This is a genomic window from Methylobacterium sp. 1A (assembly GCF_058072805.1).
Map to the genome: position 1 here is coordinate 3,265,197 of NZ_JBYQVE010000001.1, position 21,755 is coordinate 3,286,951.

Genomic DNA, 21,755 nt, shown 5'->3' on the forward strand with positions numbered 1-21,755 from the left:
TGCGTGGGTCGTAGAGCCTGCCGCGGCGGGCAGGGCAGGATCGAGGAGCGGCCGGAACGATGGCGAGACCCGTGATCGGCGTCATCGGCAACGCGCGCCTGATCGACAGCCGCTTCCCGGCGCAGATCGGCGGCGAGAACAACATGCGGGCGGTCGCCGCGGTGGCCGGCGCCCTGCCGCTGATGTTCGCCGCCGTCCCGACGATCACCGACCTCGGGGACCTCCTCGACACCGTGGACGGCGTCCTGCTCACGGGAGGCCGCGCCAACGTCCATCCGGCGCGCTTCAACACCGAGCCCTGCGCGGCGCACGAGCCCTACGACGAGGATCGCGACGCCGTGGCGCTGCCCCTGATCGAGGCCTGCGTGGCAGGGGGCGTGCCGCTGTTCGGCATCTGCCGCGGCTTCCAGGAGATGAACGTCGCCTTCGGGGGCAGCCTGCACCCGGAGATCCGCGATCTGCCGGGCCGGCTCAACCACCGCATGCCGCGCCTCGCGAACGGCGAGATCCACCCGGACCTGGAATTGATCTTCGCCGACCGTCACGAGGTCCGGCTGACGCCCGGGGGCGCCTTCGCCCGCCTCCTGGAGCGCGAGACGATCCGGGTGAACTCCCTGCACGGCCAGGGCATCCTGGAGCCGGGCGGCCGGATCGTGATCGAGGGCCTCGCCGAGGATGACACGGTCGAGGCGATCCGCGTCCGCGACGCGGCGGGCTTCGCGCTGGGCGTCCAGTGGCACGCCGAGCACGATCCGGCGACCAACCCGATCAACCGCACGCTGTTCGAGGCCTTCGGGGCCGCGGCGGCGACGCGGCACCGGGCGCGGCGGGCCGGCCGGGGATGAGCCGCTCGCGCGCTGGGACGGCCCAGTGCAGAGGCCGCGCGCGGCAGCACAGCGCCGGCACACCGCCGACACCGGGAGTCTTTCCGGACTTAATCTATGTTTATTCGCTGGCGCTGATCCACGGAATATTGGCCACCCATCCGCACAGATCTTGGCCACACGCGGCCGGATTCACCTTATCCCCCGGACGACCTGTCGCAGGACGGAACAGTGGCCTCCCGGTGGTGTTCCCGGAGTCCCGAACAGCGGCCGCCTCGCGTGGAGGCCGGCCGCGCAGAGACCGGGTAGGCCCTGCATGCATCTCCCCCGCGACGACCGAGAGCACCCCCGTGCCGAGGCCTTCCGCGACTTCATCCGGAACCCGCCCTTCCCCTGCGTGGGCGCCAAGTCGGCCCTGTCCCGCGGGCGGATGCGGATCGTGGTGGCCCGGGACATCACCTCGGGCTGGGACGACATGCGGATCTACCCGGCGCTGCTCGCCTTCGTGGCGCAGTACCGGGAGCAGCCCGACCTGTTCCAGAGCTTCGCGGTCGTGTTCGAGGGGCCGGGCGACCTCTCGGAGGAGGCGTTCGAGCACAACCTCTGGGCGCGCGCGCAATCCCTGACCGACAAGGACGCCTGGCTCGGCCAGCCCCACGATGCCCGCGTGGCCGAGGATCCCGACAACCCCCACTTCTCCCTGAGCTTCGGCGGCGAGGCGTTCTTCGTCGTCGGGCTGCACCCGCAGGCGAGCCGGCCGGCGCGGCGCTTCTCGTCGCCGGTCCTGGTCTTCAACCTGCACGCGCAGTTCGAGCGGTTGCGGGCGGAGGGACGCTACGAGAAGCTGCGCGCCGCGATCCTGGAGCGCGACGAGGCCCTCGCCGGCAGCGTGAACCCGATGCTGGCGCGCCACGGCGAGGCCTCGGAGGCGCGCCAGTACAGCGGCCGCGCGGTCGACGCGGACTGGCGCTGCCCGATGAAGGGCCGGCCGGCATCGGCCCCGGAGGCCCGGGACTGGAACCCGCCAGCCCTGCCCTTCGATTGCGGGCTGCCGGGCAGCGGCGCCTGAGCCGGTCGGATCCGGTCCCCCGTACGGAGCGAGCCACCCCCATGTGCCAACCCACCCTGTGCCAACCCACCCTGTGCCAGGCCGACGTGCAGACGATCGCGCCGCGCTCCGGCGTCGCCTTCACCCTCGACCGGGGCCAGCGCCTCACGGTGATCGACCCGTGCGGGGAGCAGGTGGCCGACCTCCTCGCCTTCAACCGCCACGATACGGGAGAGGTGATCTCGTCGGGCCGGACCCTCGACTACGCCAGCCGGATCTACCTCACCACCGGCGACCCGCTCTACTCCAACCGCTCGAAGATCCTGCTGCGGATCCTCGAGGATACGGTCGGCCGGCACGATTTCCTGCTGACGCCGTGCTCGGCCGACACGTTCCGCATCATCTACGGCGACGCGAACCCGCATCGCGGCTGCTTCGGCAACCTCGCGGCGGCGCTCGCACCCTACGGCATCGCGCCGGACGCGATCCCGGTGGCGTTCAACTGCTTCATGAACGTGCCGATCGACGGCGCGACCGGGGCGCTCACCGTGGCGCCGCCCCTCAGCCGGGCGGGGGACCGGATCGTGTTCGTGGCCGAGACCGACCTGATCATCGGGCTCACCGCCTGCTCGGCCCTGCAGTCGAACAACGGCAGCTTCAAGCCGATCCACTACAGCGTGAGCGCCTAGCTGCGGGCCCTCAAAAGCCCCGGCCCGATCCCGATATTGATCCATGTAAAGCTGTAGACTGTATCGCATTCAATGACTTGACATCGATATTCGCCCGCTGACTGCCGGCGAACGGCCGCAGGTCTTTGCGATTTACTAACCCGAATGCACGAGGTTGAGGCCGTACGGCGCCCACGGCGAGTCCCCGCCGGCCGCAGGCCCCCTCTTCCGGTGCTCGGATGACCCCCACGCAGACCAGCCGCCCGCCCGCCGACCGTGCCGCGCCGTGGCAGCGCCTCGCCGATCTCCGGCTTCGCCACAAGCTCGCGGCCGTGATGGCCCTGGTGCTCCTGGCCATCGGCGCCCTCAGCGCCCTGAGCTTCCTCGACATGCGCGGCTCGGCGCTCGAGGACCGCGCGCTGATGACCAAGCGTCTGACCGAGGTCGCGCAGAGCCTGCTCGTCCACTACGAGGCGCAGGCCCGGACAGGCCAGATGCCCGTCGCCGACGCGCAGAAGGCCGCGCTCGCGGCGATCACCGCCCTGCGCTTCGGCAGCGAGGACTACTTCTTCGTCCTCGACGACCGGGGCTACCTGATCGCCAACGCCTTCAACGCCAAGAACGTCGGCAAGCAGGTGGTGGACCAGACCGACGTCCCCGGCGGCAAGCGCTACTTCGCCGAGATGGTCGAGACCGCCAAGCGCGACGGCTCCGGCTTCGTCGACTACATGAAGCCGCGCCCCGGCGGGTCCGTGCCGGTGGAGAAGGTCGCGAGCGTGCAGATGTTCAAGCCGTGGGGCTGGATCGTCGCCACCGGCCTGTACCGGGACGACGTCCACGCGGCCGTGCGCGACCGCGCGATCACCATCGGCCTCTGGTCCGCCGGCCTCGCCCTGCCGATCCTGGCGCTGCTCCTGCTCGTCGGCAACGGCCTGTCGCGCCCGATCACCCGCCTGACCGCGGCGATGCGCGGCCTCGCGGACGGCGACCTCGCGGTGATGGTCGCCGACCAGCGCCGCGGCGACGAGGTCGGCGCCATGGCGCGCGCCGTCCAGGTGTTCAAGGACGCCCTGATCGCCAAGCGCGACGCCGACGCGGCCGCCGTCGCGGAGAACGACGCGAAGATGCGCCGCGCCCAGATGCTCGACACGGTCACCGCCCGGTTCGACGCGCAGGTCAGCGCGCTGACGCAGGGCCTGTCGGCGGCCGCGGTGGAGATGGAGGCCACGGCCCGGGAGATGACGCGCACCGCCGCGCGGACCACCGACCAGTCGGTGCGCGTCGCCGCGACCTCCGAGCAGACCTCCAGCAACGTGCAGACCGTGGCGGCGGCCAGCGAGGAGATGGCCGCCTCGATCAACGAGATCGCGGCCCGCGTCGCCCAGTCCTCGGCGATGGCCGACCGGGCCGGCACGGACGTGGCCCAGACCAACGCCCTGATGCAGGTGCTCGCCCGCGGCACGGACCAGATCAGCGAGGTGATGGGCCTGATCGCCGGGATCGCCGGGCAGACCAACCTGCTGGCCCTCAACGCCACCATCGAGGCCGCGCGCGCCGGCGAGGCCGGCAAGGGCTTCGCCGTGGTGGCGGGCGAGGTGAAGGCGCTGGCCTCGCAGACGGCCCGGGCGACCGAGACTATCGCGACGCAGATCGCCGCCATCCAGAACGAGACGCGGCAGGCGGTCGAGTCGATGCGGACGATCGGCGGCACGATCGACGAGATGCGCACGGTGGCGCTCAGCGTGGCCGCCGCCATGGAGGAGCAGGGCGCGGCGACGAGCGAGATCGTCCGCAACGTCACCCAGGCGGCGCAGGGCACCCAGGCGGTGAGCACCGACATCGCCGACGTCCGGCAGGCGGCCCGCGAGACCGGCGCGGCCTCCGACCAGGTGCTCAGCGCCGCGCAGGAGCTGGCCCGCTACTCGACGAGCCTCGGCCAGGAGGTCACGACCTTCCTGGCCGCCGTGAAGGCCGCCTGAGGGCGGGGTCGCCGGACCGCCCGGCGACCCCGCACCCTTACAGGCTGATCCGCTCGCGCATCGCAATGTCGGGGCTCGACGCGCCGCAGGTCGGCAGGCTCTCGACGGGGCCGTGCACCGCCGACGTCGTCGCCGAGAGGTCGTGGTAGCAGATGCAGCCTTCCGCGAAGTAGTGGTGCACCAGGGCCTTGCGGGAGCGCTGCATGTCGGCCCGCGCGGAACCGCCGTGCAGCAGGTTCGCGTGCCAGAACAGCACGTCGCCCTTGCGCGCCGTGAAGTAGGCCGGCGTCGCCCCGTGCTCCCGGATCTCCTGCTTGATCGCCGGTTCGTAGCGCTCGGAATAGGCACCGTAGCCGCGCTCGCGGAACTCGTCCGTGGTGATGCCGACGTCGTGGCTGAACAGGTACGGCAGGCGGTGGGTGCCGGGATAGTAGACCAGCGGCCCCGCATCCGCGTGGATGTCCTCCATGGCGACCCAGCAGGCGGCCAGGTAGCCGAGCGGGTAGGTGGTCATGTGGATCGAGTCCGAGTGCTCGGATTGCTGGCTGCCCTTGTGGGACGCGATGGTCTGGAACGGGATCGCGGGGCGGCCCAGCACCATGCTGCTGAAGTTCATCAGCACGGGGTGCTTCAGCAGCCGGTCGATCGCCTCGACCTTCAGGTGCGGGTTGAGGTAGCGGCCCGGATGGGGATCGTCCGGCGCCGCCTTCTCGGGGGCGAGGGTCAGGTCGCCGCCGGCGATCGCGGCCTCGTAGGCGGCCCAGACCTCGTCGATCGTGTCGGGATCGATCGCGCCGCGCAGGACGTAGTAGCCGTGCTCCACCCAGGACCGGCAGATCTCGGCCTGCCGGGGCGTGATCTCCCGGCGCGCGACGCGGCGCGCGACGATGTCGAGGGCGTCCGGCTGGTCGAGCCAGGGGCTCGGCCCGGATTCCGGGAAGCTCTCGGCCCGGAACACCTTGATGCAGCCGATATCGACCGGGATGTCGGCGTCGACCGTGTGGGACGGCGCGGGCGGCAGGTGGGGCGCGAGGGGCGGGACGTCGTCGCGCCCGAGGGCGAGGTTGCGCACCGTGGTCCCCACCGTGCGCGCCAGCGATGCAGCGCGCGCAAACCCCTGAGCCATCGTCTCAACCCGCCGGTTCCGTCTCCAGCGTAACCAGGCCGGACGATCGCGACTTTAGCGAGGCAAACAACTTTACGGCGACGGACTTTCGTCTTCGTCGCGTCGGCGGTCTCATCGATGCTCGGGTTGGCCGTCCGGTCCGCCCGCGGCTCAGGCGATCCCGTCGATCGCCACCCGCAGGTGCTCCGGGCCGCGCAGGGCGGCGCCCGGCCGGTAGGGTGGCGGGTCCTCGACCAGGCGCGGCGCCTTCAGCCGGCGGGCGAGGGCGGTGAGCGCCGCCTCGGCCTCGAACCGGGCCAGCGGCGCGCCCACGCAGTAGTGCAGGCCGCCGCCGAAGCCGAGATGGCGGGTCCCGCTGCGGTCCGGGTCGAACCGGTCGGGATCGGGGAAGACGGCCGCGTCGCGGTTGCCGGAGGCCAGCAGCAGCACGAGATCGGCCCCCTCGGGGATCGTGACACCGGCGATGTCGATGGGCGACAGCGTCCGCCGCGTCCGGAACTGCACCGGCGGCTCGTAGCGGAGCAGTTCCTCGATCAGCCGCGGGGCCCGGAGCGGGTCCTGACGCAGGCGCTCCAGCTCGTCCGGATGCCGCAGCAGGGTCAGCAGGCCGTTGGTGATCAGGTTCACGGTGGTCTCGTGCCCGGCGACCAGCATCAGGATCGAGGTGGCGATCAGGTCGTAATCGCCCATCTTCACGCCGGCCGGGGTGGCGTGGTTGGCGAGGCCCGACAGCATGTCGTCCTGCGGGTGCCTGCGCTTCTCCCTGATCAGGTCGCCCATGTAGCCGCCGATCGCGTCGAAGGTCCGGCTGTTCGCGGCGCGGATCTCGGGGTCGGACAGGCTGTCGGGCTCCAGCGCGGTGGCGAGCTGCGTCGCCCAGCCGTGGAATTTCGGCTCGTCCTCCCGGGGCACGCCGAACAGCTCGCAGATCACCGTCACGGGCAGCGGGTAGGCGAGGTCGTCGACCGCGTCGATCTCCCGGGCACCGCACTTCTCGTTGAGCAGGTCGGCCACCAGCCGGTCGGAGCGGGCGCGCATCGCCTGGACGCGCTCGCGGGAGAACTGGTGCATCACCGCCGAGCGCAGGGCGTCGTGGTCCGGCGGATCGCGGAAGATGAAGACCCGGTGCCGGTCCATCATCCAGTCCTTGAGCGGCTTGACGATCAGGTCGGTGAGGGGGTTGCCGGTGCGCGGCCGGTCGGCCGGGGGCAGGGTCTCGGAGCTGACCCGCGGGTCCTGCAGCAGGCGCGCGATGGTGCCGTGGGTCGCCGCCACCCAGGTGCCCGCCTCGGTGCCGTCGTCCTGGCGCGAGACAGGATTCTCCCGCAGCTTCGCGTAGACCGGATAGGGATTCGGCCGGTTGGCGAAGTCCTTGACTTGGTCGAGGAGGGTGGCGTCGGGCATGCGGTCTCCTTCACGCATCGACCCGGATGGCGACCACCGGCCCTCGGGAAAGATGCTGCAACGACAAAGGCTTCGCCCGATGGGCCGGTTCCGTTTCCCGACGCGTTACGGAAAGCCCGGCTCGTGGACCGTGACGCGCTTCGGCCGGTCGGTCGCGGCGTCCTCGGGCGGGAACGGCGCGCGAGCCTCCACGAGCTCGGCATGGGCCGGCAGCCAGCGGGCGGAATCCACCGCGACCGCCGCGATGCAGCGCCCGTCGCGGCCGTAGGTGGCGACGAAGCGGCCGGCCGCCGGATCGCCCTGCGTGATCGCCACCGCGTCGGCGCCCTCGGTCAGGCCGACGGATTTCACCACGAGGTCGCCCTGCGTCGACCAGAAGGTCGGTAGGGCGCCGTAAGGGACTTCAGGCTCCGCGCCGGCGAGCAGACGGCCGGCATGGACGCCCTGCGCCACCGCGTGGCTCCAGTGCTCCAGGGCGACGCGCCGGCCGTCGTAGAGGGGGTGGGGAAAGCGCGCCACGTCGCCGGCGGCGGCGATGTGCGGGTCGGGCCGGCCCTCGGTATCGAGGACGTGGCCGCGCGTGTCGCAATCGACCCCGCCCGGATCCGCCGACAGGCCGGACCCGTCGAGCCACTCGGTGTTGCGCACGGCCCCCAGGGCGATGACGGCGACGTCGGCCGGGAGACTGCTGCCGTCGACCAAGTGGGCGCGCACCAGCCGGCCGTCCCGACCCTCCAGCCACTCGACCTCGCGGCCGCAGCGCAGCGCGACCCCGTGGCCCTCGTGGATCGCGCCGATGAACGTCCCGACGGTGCTGCCGAGGATGCGGGCCAGCGGCGTCGGGCCGGGCTCGACCAGGGTGACCGGCAGGTCGAGCTGCCGGCACAGGCTCGCGACCTCGCAGCCGATGAAGCCGGCGCCGATCACCAGCACGTGGTTGGGGCCGGCGGCCAGCGCCCGCCGCAGGGCGGCGGCGTCGTCCCGCCCGCGCAGGGTGAAGACGCCGGCGAGGCGGCCCTCGTGCGGGTTCGCCCAGGGCCGGGCGCGGGTGCCGGTGGCGATGAGCAGGCGGTCGTAGGGGAGGATCTGCCCGTCCGCGAGGCCGACCGTGCGCGCCTGCCTGTCGAGGCGCCGCGCCGCGCTGCCGAGCTGCCACTCCGCCGCGAGGGCGCCGACCCCCGGCAGGGTCGTGGCCTCCGCGGGGATCGCGCCGGTGAGGACGTGCTTCGAGAGCGGCGGCCGGTCGTAGGGCCGGTGCGGCTCGTCGCCGACGATCGTCAGCGGGCCGGAGAAGCCCGCTTCGCGCAGGGCCTCGGCCCCGCGCAGGGCCGCGAGGCCGGCGCCGACGATCAGGACGCGCTCGGAATCGCGCGCCATCAGGCGCCCCGCTCCGGATCCTCGACCCGGATCGCCTGGACCGGGCAGGCGACGCGCGCCCGCTCGATGTCGTCCCGGTCCCGCGCGGCGGGGGCGGGATCGTAGAACAGGGCCTCGTGCCCCTCGATGCGGAAGTGCCGCGGCGCCGCGTAGCAGCACTGGGCATAGGCCTGGCACAGGTTGAGATCGACGCTCACCCGCAGGCCGGGCGGGGGGCCGGAGGACGCATCGGCAGGGGCGGACATGGCGGGGCAACCGCGCGCGGCGCCGCGGGTTCCGCGGGCTCTCGTCGCGGGGGACGTCGCGGGGGACGGCGCGGGGGACGGCGCGGGGCACGTCGCGCGCCGTACCCCGCGACCGGTCGTCGGACGGCTCGGCCGCGTCCGGCGCCGAGCGTCATCCGTATTAAACGTGTTTCGGCGATCCTGGTGGAAATGCAGCGACGCGATTCCCCTGCGCAGCGGTTCGATCTATTGTCGCGCTGCTCCGCGGATCTGTCCGAAACCCCGCGATGACAGGAGGGCGCCATGCCGCACGGTGCGCGAACGAGCCTCGCCGCCCTCATGCTGGTCCTCGGGATCGGCGGCGCCTCCGCCGAATCCGTCGCCACGACATGGACGGATCCGCCGGCCCACAAGGCCGGGTCCCCGAAGGCGCCGGCCACGGACACGAAGGCCGCCGCACCGGCGCCGTCCGCGTCGGCCCCCACCGCGACCCCCGCCGCCGCGACCGAGACTCGGCCGGCCCCCGCCCGGCGGAAGGCCGTGGCGGTGCGACGCGCGCCGGAGCGGAAGGCCGCCCGCGCGGCGGTGGCGCCCAAGCGGATCGCCGCCGCGCCGCGCCGGGCCCGCGTCGCCGCGACACCGGTCCGGTCCGTCCGGGCCGCCCCGCAGGCCTTCGCCGCCGCGCCGCCGCCCCCGGAGGGCTACGCCCGCTACCGGGCCTACAATTACGGGCCGGGCTACGCCTACGAGCCGGGTTACGCCCAGGGCTACACCCAGGGCTACACCGACGACCGCCTCGACCGCCTGAGCAGCGCCCAGGCCGCCGGCTACGTCGTGGTCCACCGCCGGACGGTGCAGTTCCCCGATGGCCGGACCCTGCGGGTCTATCGCCCGGACGACGAGGGCGAGCCGTTCTGAGCTGAGCCCGCCGCGAACACCGCCCGCAGGGGCGCCCGCAGGATCTTCCCGGCGGGATTGCGGGGCAGGAGCCCGTCCCAGATCTCGATCCGCACCGGCACCTTGAACGCCGCGAGCCGCTCGGCCGCGAAGGCGCGGATCGCCTCCGGATCGGTCTCGGCGCCCTCGGCCAGCACCACGATGGCGCCCGGCTCCTCGCCCAGCGTCGGGTGGGGCACCGGCAGCACCACGGCGTCGATCACGTCCGGGTGCGCGTAGAGGGCGTTCTCGACCTCGCAGCAGTAGATGTTCTCGCCGCCGCGGATCAGCATGTCCTTGATCCGGTCGACGATGGTCAGGAAGCCCTCCTCGTCGGCGCGGGCGAGGTCGCCGGTGCGCAGCCAGCCCTCGGAGAGGACCTCCGCGGTGGCGGCCGGGTCGTCCCAGTAGCCGCGGACCACGTTCGGGCCCTTCACGCACAGCTCGCCGACGCTGCCCGGCGGCAGATCCTGCCCGAGGGGATCGAGGATCCGCACCTCGCAGACCGGCAGGGGCGGTCCGCAGGATTCCGGGTGGGCGAGGTAATCCTCGCCCTGGTGGTGGGTGAAGGTCGCCGAGGTCTCGGTCATGCCCCAGCCGGTGCCCGGGACGACCCGCGGCAGGGCCTCGCCCAGCGCCCGCACGAGGTCGCCGGCGGCCGGGGCGCCGCCGTAGGTGACGCCCTCGAGGGTCGGCAGCGGCCGGCCGGCCTCCCGGGCCGCGTTGGCGAGCTGCCACGCGATGGTCGGCACGCCGCCCGCGCTGGTGCAGCCCTCCCGCTCGATCAGGTCGAGGGCCGCGCCCGCGTCCCAGCGGCGCATCATCACGAGGCGGTGGCCGCCGTATAGGGCCGCCCCCAGGCTCGCGTGGCAGCCGGTGACGTGGAACAGCGGGATCACCAGCAGCGCCGCCCGCTGCGGCGCGGCCGGGTCGGGCTTCGGCGGCGCCTCGCCCCGGCGCAGGGCGCTGCGCGCCGCCGAGTAGGGGTAGGCCATCACCGTGGTGGCGGCCGCCCGGTGGGTGCCGACCGCCCCCTTGGGCTTGCCGGTCGTGCCGGAGGTGTAGAACAGCGTCGCGTCGTCCTCCGGGTCGAGGGCGATGTCCGGCGGGGGCAGGTCGGGCAGGGCGCCCCAGTCGTGGACCCGGCCGACGATGTCGGTGAGCGGCGTCGCCCGGGGGTCCGGCGCGGTCCGGGTGGTGAGGACCCGCTCCAGGGCCGGGCATTCGCGCAGGTGCGGGGCGATCCGGTCGAAGCGCTCGCCGTCGGCGATCAGCACCCGCGCCCCGGAATGCTGCAGGCCGTAGGCGAGTTCGGGCCCGGTCCACCACGCATTGAGCGGCGTGGCGATGGCGCCGGCGAGCAGCGCGCCGAAATAACTCACCGGCCATTCGGGCAGGTTGCGCATCGCGATGGCGACCCGGTCGCCCTTGCGCACGCCGGCCTCGACCAGAGCCCGCGCCAGGGCGGTCGCGGCGCGGGCGAAACCCGTGAAGGTCACGCGCTCGTCCTGGTAGACCACGAAGGTCTTGTCCCCGTGGCCGCGCGCGATCCGGAACAGATCGCCCAGCGTCGGCGGTGCCTTCTCCCAGATCCGGGTCGGCACACCCCGGATCGGCACCGTGGCGATGGCGAAGGGCCCACCTGAGGCGGTGAGCCGCGCCTCGGCCTCGCGGAAGGGCAGGGCCGGCCAGCCGGCGGGGATGCGGGGATCGGGGCTCATCGGGCGATGGTCACGCCGCCGTCGATCACGAGTGCCTGGCCGGTCACGAACCGGCCGGCCGCCGAGGCCAGGAACACGGCCGCACCCGCGATCTCGTCGGGCTCGCCGATCCGGCGCAGGGGCGCGGCGTCCGTGGTGGCGGCGAGCATCTCGGGATCCTCCCACAGGGCCCGGGCGAAATCGGTGCGGATCAGCCCCGGGCACAGGCAGTTCACCCGCACGTTGGCGGGGCCGTACTCCACCGCGTAGTTGCGGGCGAGCTGGAGGTCAGCGGCCTTCGAGACGTTGTAGGCGCCGATCACCGGCGAGCCCTTGAGCGCCCCGATCGACGAGACGATGACGATCGCGCCGTCCCGCCGCGCCACCATGCCGGGGGCGACCATCTGGATCAGCCAGTGGTTCGACAGGACGTTGTTCTCGAGGATTTTTCGGAACTGCGCGTCGGAGATGCCGGCGAGCGGCCCGTAATAGGGATTGCTGGCGGCGTTGCAGACCAGCACGTCGACCGGGCCGAGCCGGCTCTCGGTCTCGGCCACGAGGGATTCCAGCTCCTCCTTCACCGAGATGCTGGCCGGAATCGCCACGGCGCGGCCGGCCCCGTGGGCGGCCTCGATCTCGGCCACGACCGCCTCGCAGGCCTCGCGCTTGCGCGACGAGATCACCACCCGGGCGCCGTGCTCGGCCATCCGCAGGGCGATCGCCCGTCCGATGCCCCGCGACGAGCCGGTGATGAGGGCGGTCTTGCCGGTCAGATCGAACAGCGACATGGCACGGCTCCGCGCTGGATGAAGCGGCGAACGGCTTCGATCCTCGTTCCACAGGATAGGAAGGTCGCGACGCGCCCCCTCTCCCGTGCGGGAGAGGGCACCCGCGCCGCATCCGGCCGCGGACGCTGTCGCCGGACGCCGCCCATCCTCACGCCCCCACCCGCATCGAGCGGCGCAGTCGCGCCATGCCGGTGAGCCAGCGCTCGGGGTCCTCGGCCCGGCGGCGGGCGTACTCGGCCACCTGCGGATGCGGTAGGATCAGGAAGCGCCCCGCCGCCAGCCCGTCGAACGCGGCCTCGGCCACGGCCTCCGGCGCCAGCACGCCGTCGCGCGACGCGGCGCTGGCTTCCCCCAGCATGGCGGTGTCGACGCCCTGCGGGCACAGGGCCGCGACCCGGATCCCGTCCTCGGCGTGGGCGATCGCGAGATGCTCCAGGAAGGCGAGCGCCGCGTGCTTGGTCGCCCCGTAGGTGGCGCTGCCGATCTGGCTCAAGAGCCCGGCCGCCGAGACCGTTCCGAGGAACGCGCCGCCGCCGCGGGCGCGCCAGAGCGGGACCAGCACCCGCGCGGCGTGGACGTGACCCATCACGTTCACCGCGAAGGCGCGCGCCCAGCTCTCCGGGTCGGCGGAGGTGGCCAGATCCGGATCGGGGTCGCGCTCCAGGATGCCCGCGTTGGAACAGTAGAGCGCGATCGGCCCGGTCTCGGCCTCGATGCGCGCCAGGACCGCACTGACCGCCTCGGCGTCGCCGACGTCGAGCGCGAAGGCCCGTCCGCCGAGTTCCGCCGCCACGGCCTCCGCCCCTTCCCCGTCCCGGTCGAGGGCCACGACCGTCGCGCCCCGGGCCCTGGCCGCGACCGCGAGCGCCCGGCCGATGCCCCTCGCGGCCCCAGTGACGGCGACGACGCGGCCGGACAGCTCCATCTTCAGGCCCCCGCCCGTTCGGCGAAGCGCCAGGCCGCTTCGGCGAGCTTCGGCACGCGCGCCGCCATGGCGGCGGCGTGCTCGCTCGCGGCATTGCCGGCCTTGGCGCGGGCCGCCACGCCCTGGAGGATCCCGACCAGCCGGAACAGGTTGTAGGCGAAGTACCAGTCGAGGTCGGGCAGGTTTTTCCGGTTCGCAGCCCGGCAGTAGAGCGCCACCGCCTCGTCACGGGTGGGGATGCCCAGAGCCGTCAAGTCGAGACCGCCGAGCCCGCTGCGCCCGTCGGCGGGCAATTCCCACTGCATCAGCAGGTAGCTGAAATCCGCCAGCGGATCGCCGAGGGTCGACAGCTCCCAGTCGAGCACCGCGCTGACGCCGCCGTCGCGGGAAAAAATCAGGTTGTCGAGACGGTAATCGCCGTGGACCACGCAGGCGCCCTGCTGCTCCGGCACCGTCCGGGGCAGCCACGCGATCAGTCGCTCGACATCCTCCAGGCGCCCGTCCTCGGCGGCGCGGTACTGGCGGGTCCAGCGGTCGACCTGCCGGGCGAAGTAGTTGCCGGGCCGGCCGTAATCGGAGAGCCCCGCAGCCTCCGGGTCGATGGCGTGGAGCCGGGCGAGCGTCGCGATCATGCCGGCATAGTGCCGGTGGCGGGCGTGGGGATCGAGGCCGGGCAACGCCCCGTCCCAGTGCACGGCGCCGTCCACCGCCTCCATCACGTAGAAGGCCGCGCCGATGATGTCGGGATCCTCGCACAGGGCGAAGGGGCGCGGCACCGGGAACCCCTCGCCGTAGAGGGCGCCGATCACCCGGAACTCGCGCTCCACCGCGTGGGCCGAGGGCAGGAGCGGGCCGAAGGGCTTGCGCCGCAGCACGTAGGCCTGGCCCGGCGTGTCGAGCCGGTAGGTCGGGTTCGACTGGCCACCGCGGAACTGCTGCACGGTGAGCGGCCCGGCGTAGCCGCGGACGTGCCCGTCCATCCAGGCGGCGAGCCGCGCCTCGTCGATCCGGTGGCGCGGCTCGATCGGCTTCACGCCGGAGAAGATGTCGGCGTCGCTCATGCGCGCTCCGCCTCGCTTCTGTTGGTGTAGCGCCCGAATTCGAGCCGGGCGATCGAGCGATTGTGGACCTCGTCCGGCCCGTCGGCGAGCCGCAGGGTGCGGATATGGGCGTACATCCTGGCGAGCCCGAAATCCTCCGAGACGCCGGCCCCGCCATGGGCCTGGATGGCGTCGTCGATCACCTTCAGCGCCACCCGGGGCGCCGCCACCTTGATCATGGCGATCTCGAGCTTGGCGCCCTTGTTGCCGACCTTGTCCATCATGTCGGCCGCCTTCAGACAGAGGAGGCGGGTCATCTCGATGTCGATCCGCGCCTCCGCGACCCGCTGCTCCCAGACCGACTGCTCGCTGATCCGCTTGCCGAAGGCGACCCGGGAGACGAGACGGCGCGCCATGGCCTCCAGCGCGACCTCGGCGGCCCCGATGGTGCGCATGCAGTGGTGGATGCGGCCCGGACCCAGGCGCCCCTGCGCGATCTCGAAGCCGCGCCCCTCGCCGAGGATCAGGTTCCCGGCCGGGACCCGGACATCCTCCAGCACCACCTCGCCGTGGCCCTTGGGGGCGTCCTCGTAGCCGAAGACCGGGAGCAGGCGCTCGACGCGAACCCCGGGCGTGTCCATGGGCACGAGGATCTGCGATTGCTGCCGGTGGCGGGGGGCCTCCGGGTCGGTCTTGCCCATCAGGATCGCGATCTTGCAGCGCGGGTCGCCGACGCCGGTCGACCACCATTTGCGGCCGTCGACGACGTAGTGGTCGCCGTCGCGGCGGATCACCGTGCTGATGTTGGTGGCGTCCGAGGAGGCGACCTCCGGCTCGGTCATCAGGAAGGCCGAGCGGATCTCACCCGCCATCAGGGGCTTCAGCCACCGGTCCTTCTGGGCCGCGGTGCCGTAGCGGTGCAGCACCTCCATGTTGCCGGTGTCGGGCGCCGCGCAGTTGAACACCTCCGAGGCGATCCCGACCCGGCCCATCTCTTCGGCGCAGAGGGCGTAGTCGAGGTTGGTCAGGCCGGCGCCGCGATAGGCGTCGGTGTCGTGCTCGGCGGAGGGCGGCAGGAACAGGTTCCACAGGCCCTCGGAACGGGCCTTCTCCTTCAGCCGCTCCATCGTGGGGGAGGGTTCGCGGCTCTGCGCGCGCTCGGCCGACACCGCGGCGGCGGCCGGAAGGATCGCGTCGGCGATGAAGGCGCGGACGCGGGTCAGCCAGTGGGTCTGGGACTGGGAGAGGGTGAAGTCCACGGTGTCCGCTCCCTAGGGTTTCTCTGCCGGGCGAGCGCACCGAGCTTGCGTGCGCGGGCTGCCCGCCTTCCCATTGCCTTCACCCACGGCGCGACGCGCCCCCTCTCCCGTGCGGGAGAGGGTTGGGGTGAGGGACGAGAAGCCACAGGATCGAGCCCGCCCTTGTCGCGCAGTCAGGTCGAGCCCTCTCTGGACAGACCTGATCCCTCACCCTGTCCCTCTCCCGCACGGGAGAGGGGACCCGCGCTCCGACCCGAATCGAACGTGGCGCTCGATCGACCCACATCACGCCGCCGCTCACAGATAGGCCGATCCCATCTCGCTGGCGAAACGCTGCGGCGGTCCCTCCCAGACGATCCGCGCCTGCTCTAGCACGTAGACCCGGTCGGCGTGCGGGAGCGCGAAGGTGACGTTCTGCTCGCCGAGCAGGACCGTGATCGGCGTGGTCTGCCGCAGCTTCTCCAGCGCCTTCGACAGCAGTTCCAGGATCACCGGGGCGAGGCCGAGCGTCGGCTCGTCGAGGATCAGGAGGCGGGGGCGCATCATCAGCGCCCGGGCGATGGTCAGCATCTGCTGCTCGCCGCCCGACAGGGTGCGGGCGCTCTGCGACTCGCGGTCCTTGAGGATCGGGAACAGCTCGTAGAGCCAGTCGCGCTGCCTGGCGCTCTCGGCCTTCGGGAAATGCTGGCCGCCGAGGTCGAGATTCTCGCGCACGCTGAGGTCGCCGAACAGCTCCCGGGTCTCTGGCACCTGGACGATGCCGGCCCGGGCGATGGCGGCGGGCTTCATCCGGGAGAGGTCCCGGCCGTCGAACCGGATCGTGCCCGTGTGCGGCACGAGGCCCGAGATGGCGTTGAACAGCGTGGTCTTGCCGGCGCCGTTCAGGCCGACCACCGAGACGAACTCACCCTCGTGGACGTGGATCGAGGCGGCGCGCAGGGCCTGCGCCTTGCCGTAGAGCACGTCGACGCCCTCGACGGTGAGCAGCGAGTCGGGCTTGAACGCCGCCTCGGGCCGGGCCGCCGTCTCGATGCTGCCGCCGAGATAGACCCGGCGCACGGTCGGGTCGGCCATCACCGACTCGGCCGAGCCCTCGGCGATGCGCTCGCCGAGATACATCGCGAAGACCCGGTCGACGATGGCCGCGACGCTCTTCACGTTGTGGTCGACGAGGAGCACGGCCTTGCCCTCGTCGCGGAAGCCGCGGATCAGCTCGGAGAAGGCCGCGACCTCGCCGCCGGTCAGGCCCGCGAAGGGCTCGTCGACCAGCACCACCCGGGGGTCGCGGGCGATGGCCTTGGCGAGCTCCAGCCGGCGGAGATCCGCGAAGGGCAGGGTGCCGGGGCGCCGGTCGACGACCGCGCCGAGGCCGACGCGCTCGGCGATCTCCCTCGCGCGCCGCGCCACGTGGGGGTCGGCCGCCAGCCGGATCAGGCTGTCGGGCAGGAGCGCGAGGCTGATGTTCTCCAGCACGGTCTGCCGCTGGAGCGGCCGCGCGTGCTGGAACACGAGGCCGATCCCGGAGCGCGCCACCCGGTGGGCCGGCATGCCGCCGATCTCCGTGCCGTCGAGGCGGATCGAGCCGGCGCTCGGCCGCTCCAGCCCCATGATCAGCTTCATCACGGTGGACTTGCCCGAGCCGTTGGGGCCGATCAGCCCGAGGATCTCGCCCGGGCGCAGGTCGAGGTCGATGTTCTTGACGGCGACGAGGCCGCCGTAGCGCTTGGTCAGGCCGCGCACGGTGAGGCAGGGCTCGGCCATGACGGGCGACACGGCCGGCGGGGGCGCGACGGCGACGGTCATCGGGCTCTCCGGAGCGATCCGAGGCCGAGCAGCCCCGAGGGCACGAACAGGATCACGAGGAGCGCCACCGCCGAGACCACGAAGGTCGAGAGGCCGCCGAGCGGCCGCAGCAGCTCGCCCGCCGCGATCAGGAACACGGCGCCGAGCGCCGCGCCCACGATGGTGCGCCGGCCGCCGAGCACCGCCGCGATGATCACCTGCACGCCCACCGACGTGTTGATCAGCGTGCCGACCGAGGCGGTGCCCATGTAGAAGACCACCAGCCCGCCCGCGAGGCCCGAGAAGGCGGCGCTGACCGCGAAGGCCGCGAGCTTGTGCTTGGCGACGTTGAAGCCGAGCGCCCCGGTCACCACCGGATCCTGGCCGGCGGCCTGGAGGATCAGCCCGGCGGGCGAGCGCGCGATGGCGGTCAGGATCAGGCCGGTGACAGCCATGAAGCCTAGCGCCAGCCAGTAATTGGTGTCGGCGTCGATGGAGATGACATCCGGCACGGTCAGGCCGATCTCGCCGCCGGTGAGGCCGGAGAAGACCACGATCATGTTCTGCAGGAGCAGGACCGCCACCAGGGTGATCAGCCCGAAATAGGGACCGCGGACCTTCAGCGCCGGCAGCGCCAGGGCGAGGCCGCCGACCACGGCCAGCACGGTCCCGGCCGCGAGGCAGTAGGGGATCGGCAGTTCGTAGCGGTTGTTGAGGATGCCGGCGCCGTAGGCCCCGAGGCCGATCAGGAAGGTCGGTCCGAAATTCACCTCGCCGGCGAAGCCGAAGAGCAGGTCCCAGGCCATGGAGAACACGCCGAAATAGTAGGCGATGGTCAGGAGGCCGAGGATGTAGCCGGAGACCCACCAGGGCAGGGTGGCGGCGGCCAGGACGGCGAGGACCGCGATCCAGAAGCCGGGGGTGGTGAGGAGCTTCATGGGGTGGCCTCGCACACGGCAGCGATCCGGCTCGTTCGGCGCAGAGGCCTTTCCCACCCACGCCCCTCATCCTGAGGTGCCGCGCCAGCGGCCTCGAAGGAGGCCTCCAGGGATCGCGCGGCCGGCTGGAGGGCTCCTTCGAGGCGGCTTCGCCGCACCTCAGGATGAGGGCGCGGGCTGGACACCCGGGGTGCAAAAAGAACCATCACCGCCGCCCCAGCAGACCTTGCGGGCGCAGGTACATGACGGCGACCAGCAGGAGCAGCGCCGGGATCACCCGGTAGGCCGGCGAGATCAGGTAGGCGGTGGCGGTCTCGAGGTAGCCCACCACGTAGGCGGCGATCAGCGAGCCGGTGACGCTCCCGAGGCCCCCGAGCACCACGATCGAGAAGGCGCTCGCGGTGAGCGGCCCCACCGAGTACGACGACACCCCGAGGAACATCCCGAGCAGCACCCCGGCGGTGCCGGCGAGCAGGCCGTAGATCGCCCAGACCGCCACGTAGATCTTGCCCATGTCGTGGCCGAGCAGCGTGACGCCCCGCGGATTCATGGAGGCGGCGAGCAGGACCTTGCCGGCCCGCGCCCGGTTCACGAACAGCCAGAGCAGGCCGATCACCACCCAGCAGATCACCGCGGTGAAGACCTGGTTCCGCGGCGTCCGCACCCCGGCGATCTCGAAGACGCCCTCGACGATCGGCAGCACGGTCTTCGGGTTGTCGGTGAAGAAGTAGGCTACCAGCTCCTGGATCATGATCCCCCAGAGCAGCGTCCCCGTGAGCACGAAGATCTCCTTCTCCTCTCGCGGGATGGCCCGGCTGCGCTCGATCGGCGCGACCACCGCGAAGTAGGTGACGAGTGCGCCCGCGAGCCCGCACAGGATGCCGATCACCGCGCCCGCGTAGGAGCCGAGCCCGAACAGCGCCGAGGCCGCCCAGGCCGCCACCGCGGCCATGACCATCAGGGCGCCGTGGGTCAGGTTGAGGACGCCCGAGACCCCGAAGATCAGGGTGAAGCCCATCGCGCCGAGCGCGTAGAGGGACGAGATCGCGAAACCGTCGACGAGGATCTGGAGGCCGATCATCGCGCTCTCCCCGCCCGGTTACCGTCCCGCCGCCTTCACCGCAGGGGGCAGGATCATGGTCCCGTTGGCGGTGGTGGCCGGCCAGATCGCCACCTGCTTGCCGTTCTGCCACTGCCCGAGGACGCTGGTCATCAGGCCGGGCCCGTACTGGATCGAGTGCGTGAACGGCTCGTCCTTGCCGTAGAATTTCAGGCGCCCGACGGTGCCGACGTAGTCGGTCTTCTCCAGGGCGTCGACGAGCTTGTCGGCCTCCGTGGAGCCCGCCCGCTTGACCGCCTCCGCCGCGTAGTGCGTGGCGTCGTATGCCATGTAGCCCGCGTAGGACGGCGCGCCGCCGAAGCGCTTGGTGAAGGCCTCGGCGAACGGGATCGTCTTCTCGGTGAGCGCCACGCCCGGCACCGCCACGCTGTCGAACAGCACGCCCTGCGTGCCGCCGTTGGTGTTGGCCCAGAAGGTCGAGGAGGTCGCCTGGCCGCTGATCCCCGTCATGGCGATCGGCACCTGCTGGTTCTGCCACTGCACGGTCGGCTGCACGCCGACATGGGCGATGCCGGTGACGATCAGGTCGGGCTTGGCCGCCTCGATCTTGTTGTAGATCGGCGTGAAGTCGCCCGTGTCCGGGGAGAAGCGGACGTGCTCGACCACCTTCAGCCCGGATTTCGGCAGGCATTCCTGGTAGGCGGCGTCGAGCGGGCGGGTCCAGGCCGCGTCCTCACTCATGATCGCGGCGGTCTTGGCCTTGAGCTTCTCGACCAGCACCTCCTTGGCGGAATCGCAGACCGCCTGCGCCAGGGCGTGCGAGGTCAGGTAGCCGTGGAAGGTGTACTTGTTGCGCGCGTAGTCCTTGTGGACCGCGACGCTGATCTCGTTCGAGGCCGCGCCGGGCGTGATCATCGGCGTCTTGAGCCGGGCCGCCCAGGGCATCAGCGCCAGCACGACCTCGGAGATGTAGCTGGCGATGACGAGGTTGACCTTGTCCTCGGAGACCGCCCGCTGGAAGGCGCGGACCGCGTCGGAGGCCGAGGACTTGTCGTCGTAGGTGACGACCTGGATCTGGCGCCCGTCGACGCCGCCCTGGGCGTTGATCTCGTCGGCGGCGAGCTGGACGGCCTGCGGGATCGAGGCCCCGGCCACCGACTGCGCCTCGGCGATCACCCCGATCTTGATCGGGTCCGCGGCCCGGACGGGCCCGGCGGCGACCAGCCCCGCGGCGATCAGCGCGGGCAGCGTGCGCCGAATCGGGGCAACCCGGGCGGCGGCGCGCACGGTCTCGGACATCGGCGTTCCCTCATCCCAGTGCCCGAATTTTATATTCGCGGGCTTGGCCCGGACTGTACCCGCGCTCCGACGGATCACAAGGGGCCGGTCGGGACCGGCCGGTGACGTTTGCACCGAGTCGTTTTCCGCCCGGGGTATCGCCGCGCGCCGCCGCATCCTAGGCTCGCCGCGGCCCTGCGAAGCGCGGGCCCGGCGGCCTCGAAGAAGGGCACGGTCCGGTGAGGAACGCACGCTCGGCCGCGGCCGGGGTTCGCCCCGGACCGCGGCCCCGGAGCCTCGGGAAGCGGCCCGCTCCGCGGCCGGCACGGGCAGGGGAACCACAGGCATGACCCTGCGCTGGACGCGACGGCCCGAGGGCTCGACCTGGGGGGATTTCGGCCCCGACGACGAGTTGGGACGCCTGAACCTGCTCACCCCCGAGAAGGTGCTGCAGGGCGTCGCCGAGGTGCGCGAAGGGGTCACCTTCTGCCTCAGCCTGCCGCTGGACCTGCCGGGCGGCAACGTCCTGAACCCGCGCCGCCACCCGCCGCAGATCACCCCGACGCGCCGCGCCAACGGCCGGCCCAACATGAACTTCCCGGTCTGCGAGGAGGTCGACGGCGCCACCGACGTGATCTGCGACGACCGCGCGCTGATCCACCTGCAATACTCGACGCAGTGGGACTCGCTCGCCCATGTCGGCTCGCTGTTCGACGCGGACGGGGCGGGCGCCGCACCGACCTTCTACAACGGGTTCCGCGGCGGCCGCGACATCGTCGGGCCGAGCGCGCCGGAGGCGGCGGATGAGCCGTCCCGGGCGAAGCGCCTCGGGATCGAGCGCCTCGCCGAGACCGGCATGCAGGGCCGGGCCGTGATGATCGACCTGCGCGCCCATCTCGGCGACGCCAGGACACGCGTCGGCTACGACGAGCTCGCCCGGATCCTGGAGGCCGACGGCGTCGTGGTGGAGCCGGGCGACATGGTCTGCCTGCACACGGGCTTCGCCGAGCGGCTGATCGCCATGGGCGGCGCGCCGGACCCGAAGCTCGTCCACACCCTCTGCGCCGGCCTCGACGGGCGGGACCCGCGCCTCCTCGACTGGATCACCCGCACCGGCCTGTGCGCGCTGATCGCCGACAACTACGCCGTCGAGGCCTACCCGGCTGGCCCCGGCCCCGCCTGCTGCGCGACGCTGCCGCTCCACGAGCACTGCCTGTTCAAGCTCGGGGTCAATCTCGGCGAGCTGTGGCACCTGACGCCGCTGGCCGACTGGCTGCGGGCCCGCGGCCGCTACCGCTTCCTGCTCACCGCCCCGCCGCTGCGCCTGCCCGGCGCCGTCGGCTCGCCGACGACGCCGATCGCCACGGTGTGACGATCGGGAACGGCCCCTCGGCGCGCT

General features: G+C 72.5%; 19 protein-coding genes. 6 read left to right on the forward strand and 13 right to left on the reverse strand.

Going from position 1 to position 21,755, the window contains the following annotated elements; genetic code table 11:
• Positions 1 to 59: 59 nt before the first annotated feature.
• The 4 genes from ACX9MN_RS15965 (at position 60) to ACX9MN_RS15980 (ending at position 4,519) form a co-directional block, all read left to right on the forward strand.
• Complete coding sequence (locus ACX9MN_RS15965) at positions 60 to 845, forward strand: gamma-glutamyl-gamma-aminobutyrate hydrolase family protein (RefSeq protein WP_489724893.1); 786 nt, start codon at positions 60 to 62, stop codon at positions 843 to 845.
• A gap of 295 nt (positions 846 to 1,140) precedes the next feature.
• Positions 1,141 to 1,893, forward strand: coding sequence for a guanitoxin biosynthesis heme-dependent pre-guanitoxin N-hydroxylase GntA (gntA, locus tag ACX9MN_RS15970; RefSeq protein ID WP_489724894.1), 753 nt, complete (start codon positions 1,141 to 1,143; stop codon positions 1,891 to 1,893).
• 41 nt (positions 1,894 to 1,934) lie between these two features.
• Positions 1,935 to 2,561, forward strand: coding sequence for a DUF1989 domain-containing protein (locus tag ACX9MN_RS15975; protein WP_056524020.1), 627 nt, complete (start codon positions 1,935 to 1,937; stop codon positions 2,559 to 2,561).
• Between the two features lie 218 nt (positions 2,562 to 2,779).
• Positions 2,780 to 4,519 (forward strand): methyl-accepting chemotaxis protein, encoded by a 1,740-nt coding sequence (locus tag ACX9MN_RS15980; protein WP_489724895.1) that lies wholly within the window; start codon positions 2,780 to 2,782, stop codon positions 4,517 to 4,519.
• A gap of 37 nt (positions 4,520 to 4,556) precedes the next feature.
• On the opposite strand, the gene ACX9MN_RS15985 is transcribed toward ACX9MN_RS15980, so the two are convergent.
• The 4 genes from ACX9MN_RS15985 to ACX9MN_RS16000 form a co-directional block, all read right to left on the reverse strand.
• The gene (locus ACX9MN_RS15985) at positions 4,557 to 5,645 is read right to left on the reverse strand and encodes a phytanoyl-CoA dioxygenase family protein (RefSeq protein WP_447683213.1); all 1,089 of its coding nucleotides are present in this window, start codon (positions 5,643 to 5,645) and stop codon (positions 4,557 to 4,559) included.
• A gap of 150 nt (positions 5,646 to 5,795) precedes the next feature.
• A complete protein-coding gene (locus ACX9MN_RS15990; protein WP_091682479.1) occupies positions 5,796 to 7,049 on the reverse strand; it encodes a cytochrome P450 in 1,254 nt (417 codons plus the stop codon).
• Between the two features lie 105 nt (positions 7,050 to 7,154).
• A complete protein-coding gene (locus ACX9MN_RS15995) occupies positions 7,155 to 8,426 on the reverse strand; it encodes an NAD(P)/FAD-dependent oxidoreductase (RefSeq protein ID WP_489724896.1) in 1,272 nt (423 codons plus the stop codon).
• Positions 8,426 to 8,671 (reverse strand): ferredoxin, encoded by a 246-nt coding sequence (locus ACX9MN_RS16000; protein ID WP_020095273.1) that lies wholly within the window; start codon positions 8,669 to 8,671, stop codon positions 8,426 to 8,428. The genes ACX9MN_RS15995 and ACX9MN_RS16000 overlap by 1 nt, the downstream gene beginning before the upstream one ends.
• 282 nt (positions 8,672 to 8,953) lie before the next feature.
• On the opposite strand from ACX9MN_RS16000, the gene ACX9MN_RS16005 reads away from it, so the two are divergent.
• Positions 8,954 to 9,568 (forward strand): hypothetical protein, encoded by a 615-nt coding sequence (locus ACX9MN_RS16005; RefSeq protein WP_091682476.1) that lies wholly within the window; start codon positions 8,954 to 8,956, stop codon positions 9,566 to 9,568.
• Here the strand turns inward: ACX9MN_RS16005 and ACX9MN_RS16010 are convergent.
• The 9 genes from ACX9MN_RS16010 to ACX9MN_RS16050 form a co-directional block, all read right to left on the reverse strand.
• Positions 9,535 to 11,307 carry a class I adenylate-forming enzyme family protein gene (locus tag ACX9MN_RS16010; protein WP_489724897.1) on the reverse strand — a complete coding sequence of 591 codons (1,773 nt, stop codon included), beginning with the start codon at positions 11,305 to 11,307 and terminating at the stop codon, positions 9,535 to 9,537. The genes ACX9MN_RS16005 and ACX9MN_RS16010 overlap by 34 nt on opposite strands.
• On the reverse strand, positions 11,304 to 12,074 hold the full coding sequence (locus ACX9MN_RS16015; RefSeq protein WP_427508080.1) for an SDR family NAD(P)-dependent oxidoreductase: 771 nt from the start codon (positions 12,072 to 12,074) through the stop codon (positions 11,304 to 11,306). The genes ACX9MN_RS16010 and ACX9MN_RS16015 overlap by 4 nt, the downstream gene beginning before the upstream one ends.
• 148 nt (positions 12,075 to 12,222) lie before the next feature.
• Positions 12,223 to 12,999 carry an SDR family NAD(P)-dependent oxidoreductase gene (locus tag ACX9MN_RS16020; RefSeq protein ID WP_489724898.1) on the reverse strand — a complete coding sequence of 259 codons (777 nt, stop codon included), beginning with the start codon at positions 12,997 to 12,999 and terminating at the stop codon, positions 12,223 to 12,225.
• Positions 13,000 to 13,001: 2 nt separating this feature from the next.
• Positions 13,002 to 14,060 (reverse strand): phosphotransferase family protein, encoded by a 1,059-nt coding sequence (locus ACX9MN_RS16025; RefSeq protein WP_489724899.1) that lies wholly within the window; start codon positions 14,058 to 14,060, stop codon positions 13,002 to 13,004.
• A complete protein-coding gene (locus ACX9MN_RS16030; protein WP_489724900.1) occupies positions 14,057 to 15,298 on the reverse strand; it encodes an acyl-CoA dehydrogenase family protein in 1,242 nt (413 codons plus the stop codon). The genes ACX9MN_RS16025 and ACX9MN_RS16030 overlap by 4 nt, the downstream gene beginning before the upstream one ends.
• 297 nt (positions 15,299 to 15,595) lie before the next feature.
• Entirely contained in the window at positions 15,596 to 17,101 is a 1,506-nt protein-coding gene (locus tag ACX9MN_RS16035) for an ATP-binding cassette domain-containing protein (RefSeq protein WP_056524052.1), read from the reverse strand.
• Positions 17,098 to 18,018 carry a branched-chain amino acid ABC transporter permease gene (locus ACX9MN_RS16040; RefSeq protein WP_489724901.1) on the reverse strand — a complete coding sequence of 307 codons (921 nt, stop codon included), beginning with the start codon at positions 18,016 to 18,018 and terminating at the stop codon, positions 17,098 to 17,100. The genes ACX9MN_RS16035 and ACX9MN_RS16040 overlap by 4 nt, the downstream gene beginning before the upstream one ends.
• A 205-nt stretch (positions 18,019 to 18,223) precedes the next feature.
• Positions 18,224 to 19,099, reverse strand: coding sequence for a branched-chain amino acid ABC transporter permease (locus ACX9MN_RS16045; protein WP_020095281.1), 876 nt, complete (start codon positions 19,097 to 19,099; stop codon positions 18,224 to 18,226).
• An 18-nt stretch (positions 19,100 to 19,117) separates the two neighbouring features.
• The gene (locus tag ACX9MN_RS16050; RefSeq protein WP_042674494.1) at positions 19,118 to 20,377 is read right to left on the reverse strand and encodes an ABC transporter substrate-binding protein; all 1,260 of its coding nucleotides are present in this window, start codon (positions 20,375 to 20,377) and stop codon (positions 19,118 to 19,120) included.
• 325 nt (positions 20,378 to 20,702) lie between these two features.
• Between ACX9MN_RS16050 and ACX9MN_RS16055 the strand changes: the two genes are divergently transcribed.
• Complete coding sequence (locus ACX9MN_RS16055) at positions 20,703 to 21,728, forward strand: cyclase family protein (RefSeq protein ID WP_489724902.1); 1,026 nt, start codon at positions 20,703 to 20,705, stop codon at positions 21,726 to 21,728.
• Positions 21,729 to 21,755 lie beyond the last annotated feature (27 nt).

Bases quoted from the DNA above. Each gene is read 5' to 3' on its own strand.
- ACX9MN_RS15965 (WP_489724893.1), top strand. From the start codon at position 60: ATGGCGAGACCCGTGATCGGCGTCATCGGCAACGCGCGCCTGATCGAC.
- gntA (WP_489724894.1), top strand. From the start codon at position 1,141: ATGCATCTCCCCCGCGACGACCGAGAGCACCCCCGTGCCGAGGCCTTC.
- ACX9MN_RS15975 (WP_056524020.1), top strand. From the start codon at position 1,935: ATGTGCCAACCCACCCTGTGCCAACCCACCCTGTGCCAGGCCGACGTG.
- ACX9MN_RS15980 (WP_489724895.1), top strand. From the start codon at position 2,780: ATGACCCCCACGCAGACCAGCCGCCCGCCCGCCGACCGTGCCGCGCCG.
- ACX9MN_RS15985 (WP_447683213.1), bottom strand. From the start codon at position 5,645: ATGGCTCAGGGGTTTGCGCGCGCTGCATCGCTGGCGCGCACGGTGGGG.
- ACX9MN_RS15990 (WP_091682479.1), bottom strand. From the start codon at position 7,049: ATGCCCGACGCCACCCTCCTCGACCAAGTCAAGGACTTCGCCAACCGG.
- ACX9MN_RS15995 (WP_489724896.1), bottom strand. From the start codon at position 8,426: ATGGCGCGCGATTCCGAGCGCGTCCTGATCGTCGGCGCCGGCCTCGCG.
- ACX9MN_RS16000 (WP_020095273.1), bottom strand. From the start codon at position 8,671: ATGTCCGCCCCTGCCGATGCGTCCTCCGGCCCCCCGCCCGGCCTGCGG.
- ACX9MN_RS16005 (WP_091682476.1), top strand. From the start codon at position 8,954: ATGCCGCACGGTGCGCGAACGAGCCTCGCCGCCCTCATGCTGGTCCTC.
- ACX9MN_RS16010 (WP_489724897.1), bottom strand. From the start codon at position 11,307: ATGAGCCCCGATCCCCGCATCCCCGCCGGCTGGCCGGCCCTGCCCTTC.
- ACX9MN_RS16015 (WP_427508080.1), bottom strand. From the start codon at position 12,074: ATGTCGCTGTTCGATCTGACCGGCAAGACCGCCCTCATCACCGGCTCG.
- ACX9MN_RS16020 (WP_489724898.1), bottom strand. From the start codon at position 12,999: ATGGAGCTGTCCGGCCGCGTCGTCGCCGTCACTGGGGCCGCGAGGGGC.
- ACX9MN_RS16025 (WP_489724899.1), bottom strand. From the start codon at position 14,060: ATGAGCGACGCCGACATCTTCTCCGGCGTGAAGCCGATCGAGCCGCGC.
- ACX9MN_RS16035 (WP_056524052.1), bottom strand. From the start codon at position 17,101: ATGACCGTCGCCGTCGCGCCCCCGCCGGCCGTGTCGCCCGTCATGGCC.
- ACX9MN_RS16040 (WP_489724901.1), bottom strand. From the start codon at position 18,018: ATGAAGCTCCTCACCACCCCCGGCTTCTGGATCGCGGTCCTCGCCGTC.
- ACX9MN_RS16045 (WP_020095281.1), bottom strand. From the start codon at position 19,099: ATGATCGGCCTCCAGATCCTCGTCGACGGTTTCGCGATCTCGTCCCTC.
- ACX9MN_RS16050 (WP_042674494.1), bottom strand. From the start codon at position 20,377: ATGTCCGAGACCGTGCGCGCCGCCGCCCGGGTTGCCCCGATTCGGCGC.
- ACX9MN_RS16055 (WP_489724902.1), top strand. From the start codon at position 20,703: ATGACCCTGCGCTGGACGCGACGGCCCGAGGGCTCGACCTGGGGGGAT.